The 16,626-nt window shown below is 45.2% G+C and carries 10 protein-coding genes and 1 pseudogene; 4 read left to right on the top strand and 7 right to left on the bottom strand.

Annotated elements, in window-relative coordinates:
- The 3 genes from ACT3UM_RS20175 to ACT3UM_RS20165 all read left to right on the top strand — a co-directional run.
- Positions 1-181 (top strand): flagellin (locus tag ACT3UM_RS20175; protein ID WP_498901851.1); only part of this gene is annotated, 181 nt, incomplete at its 5' end.
- A 188-nt stretch (positions 182-369) separates the two neighbouring features.
- Positions 370-6,288, top strand: coding sequence for a glycosyltransferase (locus tag ACT3UM_RS20170; RefSeq protein WP_498901849.1), 5,919 nt, complete (start codon positions 370-372; stop codon positions 6,286-6,288).
- Between the two features lie 82 nt (positions 6,289-6,370).
- Positions 6,371-7,801, top strand: a complete 1,431-nt coding sequence (locus ACT3UM_RS20165; RefSeq protein WP_498901847.1) for a formyltransferase family protein — start codon at positions 6,371-6,373, stop codon at positions 7,799-7,801.
- A 53-nt stretch (positions 7,802-7,854) separates the two neighbouring features.
- Here the strand turns inward: ACT3UM_RS20165 and ACT3UM_RS20160 are convergent, their stop codons facing one another.
- The 7 genes from ACT3UM_RS20160 to rfbA are packed head-to-tail and all read right to left on the bottom strand — an operon-like array spanning position 7,855 to position 15,162.
- On the bottom strand, positions 7,855-8,607 hold the full coding sequence (locus ACT3UM_RS20160; protein WP_498901845.1) for a phosphocholine cytidylyltransferase family protein: 753 nt from the start codon (positions 8,605-8,607) through the stop codon (positions 7,855-7,857).
- Positions 8,604-9,218 (bottom strand): gamma-glutamyl-gamma-aminobutyrate hydrolase family protein, encoded by a 615-nt coding sequence (locus tag ACT3UM_RS20155; protein ID WP_498901843.1) that lies wholly within the window; start codon positions 9,216-9,218, stop codon positions 8,604-8,606. Before ACT3UM_RS20155 ends, ACT3UM_RS20160 begins: the two co-directional genes overlap by 4 nt.
- Positions 9,215-12,265, bottom strand: a complete 3,051-nt coding sequence (locus ACT3UM_RS20150; protein WP_498901841.1) for a PEP/pyruvate-binding domain-containing protein — start codon at positions 12,263-12,265, stop codon at positions 9,215-9,217. The genes ACT3UM_RS20155 and ACT3UM_RS20150 overlap by 4 nt, the downstream gene beginning before the upstream one ends.
- A gap of 30 nt (positions 12,266-12,295) precedes the next feature.
- The gene (locus tag ACT3UM_RS20145) at positions 12,296-13,426 is read right to left on the bottom strand and encodes a DegT/DnrJ/EryC1/StrS family aminotransferase (RefSeq protein ID WP_498901839.1); all 1,131 of its coding nucleotides are present in this window, start codon (positions 13,424-13,426) and stop codon (positions 12,296-12,298) included.
- Positions 13,423-13,890, bottom strand: coding sequence for an acyltransferase (locus tag ACT3UM_RS20140; protein ID WP_498901837.1), 468 nt, complete (start codon positions 13,888-13,890; stop codon positions 13,423-13,425). Before ACT3UM_RS20140 ends, ACT3UM_RS20145 begins: the two co-directional genes overlap by 4 nt.
- Entirely contained in the window at positions 13,862-14,290 is a 429-nt protein-coding gene (locus ACT3UM_RS20135; protein ID WP_498901835.1) for a sugar 3,4-ketoisomerase, read from the bottom strand. The genes ACT3UM_RS20140 and ACT3UM_RS20135 overlap by 29 nt, the downstream gene beginning before the upstream one ends.
- Entirely contained in the window at positions 14,287-15,162 is an 876-nt protein-coding gene (rfbA, locus tag ACT3UM_RS20130) for a glucose-1-phosphate thymidylyltransferase RfbA (protein WP_498901833.1), read from the bottom strand. Before rfbA ends, ACT3UM_RS20135 begins: the two co-directional genes overlap by 4 nt.
- Positions 15,163-15,746: 584 nt before the next feature.
- On the opposite strand from rfbA, the pseudogene ACT3UM_RS20125 reads away from it, so the two are divergent.
- A pseudogene (locus tag ACT3UM_RS20125) lies at positions 15,747-16,612 on the top strand (IS3 family transposase); the annotation flags it as partial.
- Positions 16,613-16,626: the final 14 nt, after the last annotated feature.

Raw genomic sequence — 16,626 nt, 5'->3', positions numbered from 1 at the left:
CATCGATAACCTAGCCACCACGAAGACAAATCTGTCGGAAGCACGTTCACGTATTGAAGATGCAGACTACGCGGTGGAAGTCTCGAACATGACCCGTGCCAACATTCTTCAGCAGGCAGGTACATCCATGTTGGCCCAGGCCAACCAGACGCCGCAGTCTGTACTGTCTCTACTGGGCTAATACCCTAGCTCGTAATGCTGAACTAGGAAATAACGACGGGGCCAATCGGCCCCGTTTTTATTTGCTCCAACTCCTGGGCGAGGCTGATTGCGAGAACATCTACTTAAATACCTGCGCATTCGCGCCTTTGGTCACCGCGCAATCACGGTAAGCTAGGTAAATTGTCATTTTTCTGTGTGAGCCGCTTCATGGTCAAAACCTCTTCTTCATCTGCAACTCAAAAACGCAAGCCCCGCCTATTATGGGCTAACCCTTACTGCCTGCTGGATACCTCCAGCGGTGCCAGCATGACGGTACGTCAAATGCTACTGCAACTGGTAGCACGTGGCTATGAGGTTCAGGTGTTGGGGGCAACTGTTTTTGATGACCTTAAGGGAATGGGGCGACTTCAAGAGCAATTCCCAGACCTGAATGCTCATCTACATCAACTGATTGAAGCCGAAGATGGCCCGCTGACGCACCAGCTGGTTGTTAGCTACAGCCACAATCGTAATCATTTTACAACGCATGAAGAGGGACTTTGGTACGGGCAGTATCTGTATATGCTGGACTCCTTTAAGCCAGATGTAGTGTGGTTCTACGGTGGCTTAACTATGGATATGCTAATTGCGGACGAGGCGCGGGATCGAGGTATACCAGTTGCATTCTACTTGGCCAATGGAAGTTACAAGTCGCCACGTTGGTGCCGGGATGTAGACTTGATTCTTTCAGATAGCCAGGCCACGGCGGATATGTACCGAAAAGAAGTAGGGTTTGCCGCCAAGCCGGTGGGTAAGTTTATCGCTCCGGAGAACTTTATTGCCGAAAATCATGAGCGTAAGCGCCTGCTGTTTGTTAACCCCAGCTGGCAAAAAGGTGCCAGCATATTTGTGCAGCTGGCGGAAAAACTGGAGCGCGAAAGGCCAGATATTGAACTTGAGGTGGTAGAAGCACGTGCTGATTGGCCAGCCGTGCTGCGGGAAACCACCCGGCAGATGGGGGGGCAGCGTAGCGCTTTAAGCAATGTTGTGGTGACTCCTAACACCAATGATATGCGCGGCCCTTACAGCCGCGCTCGTTTGGTGGTAGCGCCAAGCCTATGGTGGGAAAGTTCTGGGCGCATGCTAGCAGAAGCGATGCTCAACGGTATTCCGGCGCTCATTACAAATCGCGGTGGTATGCCCGAAATGATTGGTAACGCCGGTATTGCTTTTGACTTCCCAGTGGCTTGCTATGAAGAGCCTTACCAACATTTACTAAGCGACGAAGAGCTTCAGCCTCTACTAAATGCAGTCATCCGTTTGTTCGATGGTCAGGATCTTTATCAGGAGTATGTAGATCGCGCTTGGCAAGTAGGGAAAGAAAAGCACAGTCTTGAGCGTTCCACAGAACGTCTGGTTAATGCTCTAACACCGTTAATCAATTTACGCGCAGGTAACAAAGATTTTGCCATTGCCCAGAAAAAGCGGCACCGGCAGAATTTAATCTACCATGCAACTAAACCTGACTTTAAGGTTGATAACTCTTTTCAGCAGTTAGTAAGCGCTAAGCCTTTAGCCAAGTTTGGTGATGAATTACAAGCGCCGCGTTTGTATCTAACGGATGATTTTACTTGGCAGTTAAAAGGTAAAGTTGTCGTACTCGATAATCGTGCCAGCTTAATAAGAAAGGGTCTTGCTGACCAAATGGCTGAAACAAAAGCATTTGGAATTGTAGCGTTTGATCCGGCCAGCGAAGTAAAGAATGCCAAGAAATATGAAGGCAGTGAATATATTCAGCTTTTTCAACATGCCTTGCTAGGGAGTGGAGGCGCGATAACGCTACACGCATGTGTGGCTCCAGAATTGACCAGCACGTTGACACCTCTTTCGGCCGAGAAACTGCCTAAACGGCACCATCTGGGGGCTAAGCTTTTAGCTGAGCTACCCATTAATTCTATAGCTTTGGATAGCATTGAAGGCCTGGACAGTCTTGACTGGCTAATTCTTGACGAATTAAGTGATGCTATGGCTGTTCTGGAAAATGGGAAAAAATCACTTACTGACACGTTGCTGATTCAGGCGCGCGTCGCTTTTCAGCTTACCCATGAACATCAGCCCAGCCTTGCCGAGTTACAGCATTGGGCCAGTCACAATGGCTTTCGTTTCTACCGCTTTCATAATATTAGGCACTACAGCCATTTGCCTGAAAAGCTGAACGCGCGTAACCCCTATGCCACCGAGCAGGAAAGCGGGGATGCCCTGTTCCTCCCTAGCCATGAACGTATGGCGGCTTTGAGTGATGAAAATAAGACCAAGCTTGCCTTTATTTTGAGTGCAGGTTTCGCAGCTCATGATATGGCGTTTGATTTAATGGCAGATGTTAATCAGGAAAAAGCACTAGAATTCCTTGAAGGCCAAGGGTTATTGCCAAAGGCTCCAACCCCGCTAGTAACGCAAAATAGGGGTAATAAAGATTTTCAAGCTGCTCAGCTCAAGCAAACAGATGTATCAGTAACGTCTACTTTTATACCTGCAGCCGAGAACACGCCACAGCTTGAGTCAAAACGACACATTGATCTAGAGCTTTTGAAAAAACAGCTTTCGGAAGTGCTCAATCACTTGGCTATTTTTGAATTAACCCAAGGTTATGCCGCTAAAGTGGTAGAGCTTGCTGAAAAACTACGTTGGGTTAATGATAAGTCTTTTGTGCAGAAGGCAATAGAAAAAATATATAGTGAGTTCTCGAAAAAGAAAGGTAGCATAGCTATTTTTTACATACTTACTAATGCCTTGCTTAATAGCCAAGCTAAAGTTTTTGACAGTAAAAATGTAGATTTATTAGAAGAAAGGCTTGAAGCTAGCGGCTGGAAAGGTAAAGCTGCTTTATACTCATTTTGGTTAGAGAGTATTCAAGATGATAGGCTACCTTCGCAGAGTAAAGAGTTTACGGTGATCGTTATATGCAATAAGTATAAAAAAGAAACTTACGAAAATATCGTTGAGTTGAGGCGTCAGTGTGGCGTTGATGGGGAAATTATTTTCGTTAATAACGGGGATAAGAGTAATGATGCTCGTGGTCTGGCATCTCTTGTTGAGGTATATATTGAACTTATAGGTAATTCAGGCGCGTACCTAGCTCGCAATATTGGTTCTGTATTTGCAAATGGCGGTATTTTAATTTTTGTAGATGATGATGGCTTACCTGAAAAGGGGATGCTTTCCGCTCATGCTGATATACATAAGCAGTATACGCTGGATTCGGTCAGAGGAAGTTATTTACCCAAAAATCCAAATGAAACGCCCCCTAGTCATTATCACTTAGGTGATAAGGCTTTAGTGACACTCAATTGCCTTGAAGGTAATTGCTCTTATAGACGGGATTTGTTCTTCAAGGTGCGAGGATGGGGGGATTATATCTTATTTGGGCATGGAGGAGCAGAGCTATACGTACGATTGATTTCTAATGGAAGTGATCAGTCCAAGCATATTTATATTCCGGGCTGTATTTTACGTCACGATTATTATCGTGGTGAAAAACATGCTAGAAATAAGAGGAAGAAGCAAGCTGAGTCTGCTTATGTTTTATCTGCTTTAGATTGTGCAATTAATCCAATGGTTTCTGGTTATTTAAGTCATGAAGTTAATGATGAAAAAACGGCTAAGAGTGCTGTTGATAATAAGAAATGCTTGATTAATAGGTTGGTGTATTTAGACTATCCTCTGATTTATGGTGTTGAGCTGGCCGGAAGGGGAGTGAAATTAGCACTAGAAAATACCGAGTCCGAAATAAAAGTAATTAATGGTTCAAATGAAATAATTAATGAGATAGCGCTGGCTGATAAAAATACCATGATATTTACGGGGCACTCTTTCTATAACTTAACCATGAAGAGCCCACCATATATACAGCAGGATACAAATGTTTTTGACATTTTTAATGTCGTTCCTTTTGCTGTTGTTGATGATCACGCTTATGCGGACTTCATGCTTCAAAGATGTAAAAAAGCTCCCCAAGAAATTATTATGGGATCCACTTCTGCTGATTTGCTTGACGAGTTTGAAGCTGTATCTATATCGAAAAAAGTTCATAAGATAAATATCCCTTCTAAATCACCGGAAGTGGACAGTGTCCCATTTGAAGAAAAGCAGACTCGAGCCGTTTTTCTTGGCAAGCTATATGATAATATTCCTAAAGATAAAGCTAGCCTAGAAAGCAAGGTACTATCAGATAACCGTCTTACAGAAAATGATAAAGCTCTTATACTAGAAATGATAAATGGTCGAGAGAGGAATCCATTTTTCTCTCTTCATGCCTCTGAACTTTATGTCAGTGATTTAAGCTTGTTGTACTACGATCTCGTCGATAAATTTTATAGGAATTTTTATAGAAACCAAGAGTTAGGGAGAATTGCATGTGCTTTTAAAAAGCATGGTATTCCTGTTCATGTAATAGGTGGTGAAGAATCTGGCTGGTCTTTTAAAGAAAAGAAAAATTGTATTTTTTGGCCAAAAATGGAATATAAAGAAGCTATAATTTTTCTCCACAACTCAAAATATAATATAAATTTGACACCTAGCTACTCTGATGTTCTGACTGGCAGGGCGATAGATATGATGGGGTCTAACGCGTTGTGCGTTTCGGACTACTCTCCATATTATGAAAAATTAGAGAAAGAGGTTATCTACTTTGACAGCGATTTTATAGGTTCTAATGATTTCTTTGAAGAAAACTCCCGCAAGCTAGCTAGCATGCAAAAAGAGTATATTCACAAGATTTTTGGTAAAGAAAAGATTAAAGATGAGTGGCGCGAATGTATATATAAAGCGTATGAGATACTTAATAAAAAAACTGTTCGAGATAATGGTGAGTCAATTGGGGAGGGTGAAAGTTTTCAAAAAACAAAAGAGGTAGTGACGGATTTTCAGCTTCAAAAAATTAAAGATATGCATGCAGCTGAAATAGAACGACTGAAAGGTAAAGAAAAATTGCGTGTGGTTTTTCTTGTTATTCATAGAAGTGTGTGGAAAGTAGATGCTGTCTTTCAGAAGATGCTAAGTGATCCAATTTTTGACCCCATTGTTTTAGTGTGTCCCGATCTTAATAAGAAAAACGATGCCCTGACTTTTTCTGAAATTAACGAAACATATGCTTATTTTAAAGATAAGGGGTATAAGGTTTTTTCCTCTTGGATGAAAAATAAAAAGCAGTGGAGAAGCCTGGATAGTTTAAAGCCAGACTTGCTGTTTTTCACAAATCCACATGGCCTTACTCATCCTGAATATTATGATAAAGCATTTTCTAGATTTCTGGCTTGTTATGTGCCCTATACATACCAGGTTGCTAGGTTTAATAAAGAGTATGAGCTGGATTATAATAGAGTATTCCATAACTCAGCATGGAAAATTTATGCTCCACATGAAGAGAGTTTAAAAATTAGTCGCCAATATGCTGACAATCAAGGAAGCAATGTTGTGGTGACTGGTTATCCTTTGGTAGAAAATCTGCTTGCATCTGGTAGTGATGTTCATGCTTGGAAAAAACAAAAAACAGTAAAAAAGAAAATCATTTGGGCACCACACCATACTGTCGGTAGTAAAGATGAAGCTTTGCCTTTTTCTAATTTTGAGAAACTCTCAGGCTTTATGATGAAGCTTGCTGATCATTACAAAGATCAAGTGCAATGGGCTTTTAAACCCCATCCATTGCTAAAAGAAAAGTTGTACCAAGAAGCAAGCTGGGGGAAGGAGATGACTGAAAATTATTACTCCTATTGGGCGTGCTCAGAGCATACACAGCTAGAGGAAGGAGATTACCAAGAACTTTTTCGGGCTTCAGATGCTTTAGTCCATGACTCAGTATCTTTCCTTGCAGAGTATCTAGTGCTAGATAAGCCTGTTATGTTTGTTATTAATAAAGATGTAGAGTTAGTAGATTTTCTGACTCCATTTGGCATAAATGCTTTTAATGCATCTCACCATGGAGTAGTTGAGGAAGATGTCACAAAATTTGTTGAATCTATTTTAAATAATGAGGATGTAGGAAAAGAAGAAAGAAAGCTTTTCTTGTATGATAATTTGGATGGCGAGAAATTTGACTCCCCAAGTAAGAATATAATTGACGACTTGAAAGGTTCTTTGTTTAGTTGAAGGTGATGGAGATTAAAGTGCCAGGACTCATTGTTCTGGCACTCATTGTTGAATAAATAGCCAAGCAGTAGAAATATGGTCAATGAGGTTTTCTATTTTTTCTATTTTTATAAAGGGGAATGAATTGGATTCTGTGCGTTATCCTTATGATGAAGGTGATAATTTGGAGAATCGCCATAGCTACACATATGCGCCCTATCAAGGAATGCAATTTTTTGTGGCTTGGGAGATGGCAAGGGATGTATTAATCAGTGGAGTTGATCTTGATTATGTTTCAATGCCTTGTATCAAAATGCCTTATCCAGTTGGTAATGAAGTAAAGACCTCCGATCTTCTTGAAGCTCTCAGTTATCAATTGTTTCGAAATGAGAAGCGCCAGACGGATAGTTTTCACTATTGGCTGAATTGGATTATACAGCGCTTTGAAGTGTCTAAGCGATTACATGTAAGTTATAAACTTTATGAAGGTCGAGCTAAACCATACGGAACGTATAGAGACCTTTCTCTCTACGTTAGATTAGCTGAAGTGCTGGTGGCTGCGTATAGTGAATTAGATAAATTGCCCGCGCTTAATGCACTAATAAAATGCCTGGACACGTTATATTCTGTGAAAGATGATTTGACTACGGCGCAGAGGCAGCGGGTTGGGTATGTGGCTGGTCTTGAGAGACAGTTTATATCGCATTTGTGCAGTAAGGTTGATGAAACTGCTAAGCAATGTAACTCAGACCTATCCTGTGCCCAGGTAAAGGATTATTCTTGTAAAGTGCTTGGTAATGTGACATTATTACTTGCGGACACAATGCGCTCACGTGCTTATGCACAATCCTTATTGGCCTATGGGTTTCGTGTAGGAAATATTCTAGTGTTGACATCTTCATCACAGAAGAAATGGGGACAAGCTGAACAAAGGCTTGCACCTCCTGTTTTGGATGCCTTTGGTGATGTTTTTATCCCTGATTTGCGGGTTTCGCTGGAAGATACTTGCCAGAAGCTCTCAGCAAGCATCGAAGTGCTGGATACAGGGAGTGTTAATAGCCAAGTAGTCATTGAAACTCTAAAGGTATTTAGCCCTGAGCTTGTAATATTTTCCGGCTTTGGCGGAGAAATTGTACATGGAGATGTTTTAAGCGCTGCCGGCCCTTTCCTTCATATGCACGCTGGGTGGTTGCCTGAATTTCGAGGCAGCACAACCACCTATTACAGTTTCATGATATCCGGTAAAGCTGGTGTTTCTGCTATTTTACTGTCACCTGGTATTGATACTGGGAAAATCTTCTTCCGTGAGCTTTATCCCTTACCACCTTCTGATATGGAAATTGATTACTATTATGATGGTGTAATTCGCTCTGATGCTATGGTTCGAGTGTTGACTCACTATTATACTCATAAGCAATTGCCTGACGGCCAAGTGCAAGAGCAGAAAGAGGGGGAGACCTATTATGTTATCCATCCGCTTCTTAAAACGGTTTCTATTCTTATGGTGCGAGGACAATCGCATGTTTTCGCATAATATAATAGCAAGGACTTTCGAAGGAGCCTCTTTTATAGTTCTACATTTTTCGTTTAGCTACGCGGTTGCCAAAACCGCGTAGCCACTTGCAGATCTTCTTGGCAGTCCACTTCAGCCCAGCCATTTTCGATCAAGGCTGCGCGGGCTTCCCATCCACTGTCAATTAAGTGTTGTAAAAAGCTTGTCATATACATATTGGCAAAGTCTTTACCATCGTAACGGGAATGTTGATCCATGCTACACCAGGTTTTTGATAGTTGGGTAACGTAATCCGCTCTGATTTTGATCAGACCAGTGTATTGTCCGTGGATATCATTATATGAGAGTGGCTTTTTACCTAGCTCTGTAATTCGGTTGCCATCAACCATTTTGAGGGTTTCAGCATCGGTCAATGGATTATCCATGCGGGCAGCCCAGTAACGCCTCCACTCTATATCCACGGCTAAACAGATAGGGGCGTCGCAAAGAAGTAGTGTCTGTAGCACTTTGGGTTCATAAACGATATCGCCATAGCTAATGATTAGATCGTCTTCACCGCTCATTGCAGACTCAGCTGCAAATAACGTGCTAACCATATTGGTGCTTGCATAGTTTGGATTGAAATGGTGAGTGATGTCTGCCCGATTGAGCTGTTCGGCACAATAGCCTGCTACGATGTGAATATTATTTATCCCAAGCTCTCTCAGTGTGATGAGCTGGTGCTCTAAAAGTGATTTGCCCTCAAGTTCTACCAAGCATTTAGGCTTGTGATCTGTAAGTGGACGCAGTCGGGTTCCCTGGCCAGCAGCAAGGATAATAGCTATCACGGTAGACGTCCTTCTGTTAAAAGATTGGTAATAAGCACTTTGTCAGCGGCGTTAAGTGGAGAGTCTCGTTCTGGGTGCCACATGATGGCAACCCACGGTAAGGTGGTATGGCAGAGTGCTTCAATGCTGCCATCTTCTACCCAAGCTAGGGCGCGTAAGTTGTTGCCTAGTGTATCGGGGTAAACAGCATGTTTGTGGTAGCTATTCACTGTCCTTGGAGAATTTTGTGTAAGTGGCCCGCTAATCGTATGTCGTATCGCAACGTGCCCGGATATAGAGCGTAACTGCCCTCCCTGGTAGTGATTGAGCATTTGCAGGCCTCGGCAAATGCCGAGCACTGGTAATTGGTAGCAGAGAGCGTAATCAAGCGCTGCTGTTTCCAAAGCATCCCGCTCAGGGGCTCTACCAATATCGTTACCACCTGTGAGCACGATTGCATCTGGGCTTATTGCGCGAAGATAATCGTTAGGGTTAGAGATGCCACTAGCTAGCGGGAGGGGCAAAAACCCCCACTCCCAGAGCAGTTTTGCAAAGCGTATATCTAAACAGTCACGAATCTCGTTATAATTCTGAACAGTGTCTCTGCGTTGGGAAATTGCAACGCGTTTCATTGAATCACCTTCAGCATGCCATTGGCTGGCGAAAGCTCGACTACTCGTGCCTTTAACAACTCACGGTAGCGTTTTTCGCCGATACCAATGGCCGCCGGGATACTAAACTCCGCCGCACGAATCGCCATGTGGGAATTTGCCCCACCGTAAAGGGTAATTAAGCCCGCAATATCTTGGCCAAACAGCCAATCATAACCAGGGTCTGCTTGCGGGATTAGTACGATATAGCCTGCGATATTAGTTGCATGCTTCATACATTTCTGACTTAAATCGAGGCAGCTTGCAGTTACGCTTGTGGAGCCGATAAAGTTGGGTTGATCAGCACCCAATATGAAGGCATCAAGCTCGGCAATACTCGTGAGAACAGGTGGCATTTCACAGGCAGCAGCGATGCAGCGGTTTTGGAATGCTTGATCGGCCTGTTGGCGTAGATGCTCAGCCGAGTCCTCTAGGCTTAACGAAGTTGTGCGTAGATTGAGTAATGCTTCTAATGGCAGATTGGCTAGCTGCTCCCGGCTAAGTCCCATTTCTTCTCCTGCATGGGCGAAGGCTTCCAGTGCGGCCGAGAGGTTACGTGAGAAAGCAAACTTGGCGTATTCTCGGCCTTCAATTGCTTGGCGCAAGAACCCCTCTACCACATCTGGGCCGCTAGGCAAGCCAATACGCTTGATTTCACAAAAGAAAGCCCCTCTCTCTTGTTGCCAGGCATCGGTGTGTTGCGGTGGATGATGAGTTGACTGAGAATGCTCTACCAGTGGGCGTAAATAACGCTCTGGATCTGTATCGTAGCGTGGAGAGGTAATATCATAGGTACCTGGTCGTAAGTGCCCATAACGATCACTAAAGACTTCCCAGGCCATATCACCAACGGCCGTCGCGCGAGCGTCTTCAGTGAGCTGGTGGCTCACGGTACGTAAAGAGGAAAGAAAACTTTCTCGGGCAGCACGACTGATAGCACCGTTGGCTTCGGCTTCTTTCAGAAGCGTAACTGCTATGAAGCCACTGCGTGCTAAGTGCGCGAATGGAAGTGTCCCCAAGCGTCGGCAGTCATCCAACAGCAGTCTGGCACGCTCCAGTGGTGCTAAGGCTGTGTTTGCCTGAAGAGTTTCAAAGCGCTTCTCCAACTGTTCAATTAGATCTAGGTCGCTTTGACAGCGGTAAAAGGCATTGCCTGTAATGGTGCTAAGCCCACGTTTTAATATTTCGACCTCCTTCGGCTTGAACTTCCCTTCCTGGAGTAACCGTTGTTCCCATCGATTGAAGTTTGGGCCTAAGCAAGTCGGTACGACATCAAACTCTATTTTGTCATGAAGCTCTGGGTGTTGGCGAAGCCAGTTGGTGGTGAAGTCAAGTAAGCGGCCTGCTAACGATTCCGGTACATTCGCCGGTATAAAAGATGCAAAGCTGGCCCGCACATCGATGTAGGGGTGTCCGGCAAACTCCACAAGTAGCGGAGCAGGGCGAACATCGCGATAGCCGTATTCAGCCCGTTGAGTGGCCCATATCTCATCCAGTACTAGGTAACGGTAAAGGCTTTTGGCCAACGCGCTAGGGGCAGTGCCTATGATTTCGGCTGGATTCCAATCGGGCATGACACCATATAGAGGAGCGGCCTTTCCTGGTAGATGGGGGGAGAGGGCTGAAAGAGCTTGCCATCGCACCTTGGCTTGCTGCAAAACATGGTCGCAGGTTTTATCATCTAGGTTGCTGTCTGTTCGTTCTACTGCAATAGGACGAACCTGAAGAATGTGCACTGTTTCTGCTATATCAATCGCAAATTCGATATCGAGAGCGTCGTACTCGAGCAAGGCTTCGATCTCGCGCAGGGCTTTAATTAGGCCTGCTAATTGAGGCTCTGGCAATGTGGCCGTATCTGCAGTCTGGCGTCGGAGCAGTAGTGTTCGGTGGTCGGCACTGGCACCACTAGTAATGGCTTCGGTATTACCATTGGTTTCATAGTTTATAACATACCACGGCGCACCATGCCCAAGTGTACGGGTGAAAGCCACGCCACTGACTCGGACATTACTCACCATCGGTTGCACTAGCACTTGATCGCTGCTATCGGACTTACCGTAGGAGGTGATTACCTTCTGGATTGCAGCTTTAAGCCCGGAACCAGCAAAGACATTGAGGACGCTATCATAGCCGCCTGCATTAGAAGCATCAAAGGAGTCTTCGCCGCGTGCGCTTGAGCGTACTGCCAATGGCCGTTCGCCGAAGTGATCGACTATATTTTGTATCACCAGCTTGGGATTAGCCCGCCACTCTTGCACAGAGAAAGCTTCTTGATCCTGAATAACAGCGTGGCCCATCATGCCCCGTAGGCGGCTAAGGGTTTCGGCCTTGGTGCCTAGGATAAACCGAGCGATATCTTGAGGTGCATTGTACTCGGCCCAGTCCCCGGCTACGTCAACGCCTGCAATACTGAGGCCATTAGCGCGAAGATACTCAATATATTCGGATAAATGACGTGTGCGTAGGCTTTCAGGTGTCTGTTCTTTAGATGTAGCTATATATTTTAGTGCTGCTGGTGAAAAGCGAACAAGGCCAATGAATTCGCCATTTGCCCAGTCGACAGGTAGATTCTCGCCGAGACGAGTTAAGTATCCCTTACTGGCAATGACATGCTCGCGATGCACCAGATCACCGGCGTTACGGCCTACATAGCGGTTTTTCCAAACGCTGTCCCATGCAATAGCAATATCTGCCTCGCAGTTTGCAAGCGCCTCAGGAATGGAAGAGCGGAAGAGAACATCGCTATAGCAGACTAGTAATGGTTCATTGTGGCCAAATGGCGCAGTAAGTAGCGATGCTGCACTACCAGTGCTTTCCCAGTTTTCGTTGACGACTACTGGCAAGTCTGGATATCGTGCTTTGATAGAATCGGATTTATAGCCGGCGACAAATAAAGCATCTTTGACATCGACACTAGAGGCATCCAGTTGCCACTGTAATATGGACGTTCCTGAGCGGGCTTCGCGTAGAGCCGCGGGAAGTTTTCCATGGTGAGGAGCACCTGCTCCTAAAATGATAAGTTTAGGCATTAAGGAAAGCTCGATCTGTCAATATGGCAGTTAGGCATGCGTTTCCTGGTCGAGTAAATTGCAAATTTTTATAATTTTTTCTATGTCACTGTGCTTAGTAACAGGGCTTATTGGAAGGCTAATGACTTCATTGTGTATGCTCTCAGTAAGGGGGAGTGAAGAGTTACTCCAATGTCTGTAGGCCTGTTGCTTGTGAACGGGTATTGGGTAGTGTATTAAAGTTTGGATATCATTTTTGAGTAGGTAGTTCTGTAGTGCTTCGCGTTGAGTATTTCGAATCACAAATAAATGCCAGACATGTGAGCTGTCGGTAATCGCTGTTTCTCTATTAATTTCTGGCAAACGTATGAGAGGGTTTTTAATGCCAGTAAGGTACGCATGTGCGATTTCTCGTCTGGCCGCGATTTCATCGTTTAAATAGCGTAACTTCACTCGTAGCATAGCCGCCTGGATTTCATCTAGCCTGCTGTTTACACCTTGATATGCATTTTGATATTTTGTATGTGAGCCGTAGTTTCCAAGTGCGCGTAAAAGGTTTGCCAGCTCTTCATCATCAGTAGTAATAGCACCGGCATCGCCTAAGGCTCCAAGATTTTTGCCAGGGTAAAAACTGAAGCCAGCAGCATCCCCCCAGTTGCCTGCTTTACGGCCATTTAAACTGGCTCCATGCGCTTGAGCAGAGTCTTCTAATACCAATAGCTGATGACGTTCTGCTATCTCCATAATAGCTGGCATGTCCGCTAACTGACCATAAAGATGAACGGGTAAAATGGCTCGTGTTTTTTGGGTGATCGCTAATTCAGTATTTCTTGGGCAAAGATTGTAGGTGACTTCACTCGGCTCTACCAATATGGGAGTTAGCTTATTCTCTGTAATGGCTAATACGCTTGCAATATATGTATTCGCAGGAACAATTACTTCATCACCTTCTTTAAGCCTGCCCTGTTCTTTCCAAGCACGAAGAGTTAGGGTTAAAGCGTCTAAACCATTTGCTACACCAATGCAATATTTGCTTCCGCAATATGCGGCGAATTCTTGCTCAAATGAATTTAGCTGTTGGCCATTGATATACCAACCTGAGTTAATTACATCTGTACAGGCTGCAATAAGTTCATCGCGATAAGTGGCATTTATAGAACTGAGGTCAAGGAAAGGAATCATTGTTCGATATACCTGATGACTTTTGCTGGGTTTCCCACAACCACGGCATTTTCAGGTACATCCTGAGTGACTACTGCACCTGCTCCCACCATGGAATTAGTGCCAATAGTAATGCCTGGGAGCAGGGTTGCATTGGCGCCGATGCTAGCCCCTTGCTTGACCGTAATCCCTTTAAAAGCTTTATGATAGACTTTAGAGCGAGGAAAAGAATCGTTACTAAAGGTGGCATTTGGGCCGATAAATACTCGATCTTCGATGCGTGTGCCATCCCACAGATAGACACCGGATTTTATCGTAACGCTGGTGCCAATTATGACATCTCCTTCGATGAGTGTGTGAGCACAGATATTGCAGTCAGCGCCAATTTTTGCACCCTCAAACACAATGCTGTATTGCCAGATACGCGTTCCTTGGCCAATGTCTTTGCTGGCTACATCAGCCAGTGGGTGTATGGTTGGCATCATGGCTTATCCTTATGAATTCGTTATAGTCGCGGATATAGTCGGTTTCATCATAGTGTTCGCTGGCCAGAACAATAAGCACGCAGTCATTGCTAAAATCGTGCATTTCCCGCCACATCAAGCTGTCAATCAGCAGCCCTCGGGTAGGAGCGTTCATTTCCACTGATTCCCGTACTTTGCCATCGTCTAATACCATGCGACAGCTTCCTGAAATACAGATTGCCACTTGTTTTAGTTTTTTATGTGCATGAAACCCTCGGCTTACACCAGGGGCCGTATGGTATATGTAGTAGACACGCTTGATATCAAAAGGTACCGCTTGTTCATACCCTATCTCTAGCGCAACCAATTGGCCTCTATGGTCTCCAAGGCTTTGAAAGTCAACCCATTGTATTAGGCTCATGTAGCAACCTCCTTGGTTAGGGAGAGCAAATATTGACCATAGCTGCTTTTGCTAAGATATTTGCCTTGCATCTCCATATGTGAAGCGCTTAGCCAACCCTGGTTAAAAGCAATCTCTTCAAGGCAGGCGATCTTATAGCCTTGGCGTTTCTCGATGGTTTCTACGAACTGGGCGGCCTCAAGTAAGCTTTCATGGGTGCCTGTATCCAGCCAGGCAAAGCCCCGGCCAAGGATCTCGACATGTAGGTCGCCCCGTTCCAGGTATGCTTGGTTAATACTGGTAATTTCAAGCTCGCCACGCTTAGATGGCTTCACCTTCCTAGCAATGTCGATGACATCATTATCATAGAAATATAGGCCCGTAACAGCGTAGTTAGAGCGAGGTTTTATAGGCTTTTCTTCGATACTGATGGCACGTTTTCTGGAATCAAATTCCACGACTCCGAAACGTTCAGGGTCTTTTACTTGGTAGCCAAACACAGTTGCTCCACTACTTCGATCCGCCGCTTGACGAAGCTTGGGCGTAAAACCTTGACCATAGAAGATGTTGTCGCCGAGCACGAGGCAGACATTGTCGCCACCGATAAACGTTGCTCCAATGATAAATGCCTGTGCTAATCCGTCTGGGGTGGGCTGTACTGCATAGCTGAGGTTAATACCAAAGCGGCTGCCATCTCCGAGTAGGCTCTGAAAGCTCGCTTGATCACTAGGTGTGGTGATAATCAATACATCGCCTATGCCCCCTAGCATAAGAGCTGAGAGCGGGTAATAGATCATCGGCTTATCGTATATAGGCAGCAATTGCTTTGAAACACCCATCGTAATGGGGTAAAGGCGAGAACCGCTTCCTCCTGCCAAAATGATGCCTTTCATGCGCGGTCGCTCCCTGCTCAATGCCGTTATATAAATATATCGGCAATTTTTTAGGCCTCTTAAACTCTGGCAAATACTATACGTAGCACCCTGTTGCAGAGGGTATCTATTTTTTAGCCTGTTCGAGAGGAATGCGCCGTTAGCTAAATGAATGTCTGCACACTTTGCAAATCGACCACATTGTCATCATTACTGGTCATTTGGTTTCATCAAACATAGTGGCATTTTTGAACATCATGCCATAAGCCTTTTGTTGTCAAATAGGCGAAAAGACCTTGTGTTAAGGCCTATGCCGAGCATTAAAATTTGAATGACGACGCACACCTTTCATGGGATGTCTCTCAGCTAAGCTAGGAGTGTAGGGCATTTACTGAAAAGGCTTAGCTGTGGCGCGACCTGTCTGGTGGGGATGCCTTATCTCCCCAGCCGCGTAGTGGCCTACTTCTCGGTATCGAGTGTCTCTTTTGTGTTAAATTCTCCATAAACCTAGGTTGGCTGAGCTCAGTGCTGGACGGTCTGTAGTGGTTCAATAAAACCGGACACCAACGTAGGTGGTAATATTGCCACCATAAGCGAGGTGTCTGATGACCAAGAAACGACGTACTTTTTCGCCTGAATTTAAGCAGGAAGCTGCCAGCCTAGTACTAGATCAAGGGTACAGCTGTCCCCAAGCTTGTACCTCGTTGGGTGTCGGTGAAAGCGCCCTCCGACGCTGGGTTCACCAGCTCGCGGACGAGCGTCATGGAGTAACGCCTAAGGGCAAAGCGTTAACCCCAGAACAGCAGCGTATTCAGGAGCTTGAGGCTCGCTGCAAACGCCTTGAGATGGAAAAAACCATCCTAAAAAAGGCTACTGCTCTCTTGATGTCGGACGACATGAATCGTACGCGCTGATAGACCAGTTGAGTGAGCAAATGCCTGTTGAAATGGTCTGTAACGCGTTTGATATTAGCCGCTCCAGTTACTACGAGTACCGCCAGCGGCGGCACCGCGTGGATGTTGAGCGTCTGGCCTTAAAAGCTGAGGTAAACCGCCTTTTCAAAAAGAGTCGCAGCTCAGCTGGCAGCCGCTCGATCAAGGGTTTGCTCAACGAAGAAGGCGTCACCATTGGTCGTTTCAAGGTGCGGCGTTTGATGAGCGAAATGGGGTTGATCTGTAAGCAGCCGGGCCCTCATGCTTACAAGCAGGCGACCGTTGAGCGACCTGATATTGCGAACCATCTTGACCGCAAATTTACACCAGACCAGCCCAATCAGGTCTGGTGTGGTGACATCACTTATATCTGGAGTGGCCAGCGTTGGAACTATCTGGCCGTTGTGTTGGATCTTTATGCTCGTCGTGTTGTTGGCTGGGCCATGTCGTCCAGCCCGGATGCAGATCTTGTTGTGAAAGCGCTGGATCACGCTTGGGAGCAACGTGGTCAGCCAAAGAGCGTCATGTTCCATTCCGATAGTAAGACTACAAG

This window comes from Halomonas sp. AOP13-D3-9 (genome assembly GCF_052379125.1).
Classification (GTDB): domain Bacteria; phylum Pseudomonadota; class Gammaproteobacteria; order Pseudomonadales; family Halomonadaceae; genus Vreelandella.
The sequence above is the reverse complement of the archived record's forward strand: the minus strand, read 5'-3'. Positions and strand labels throughout refer to the sequence as shown.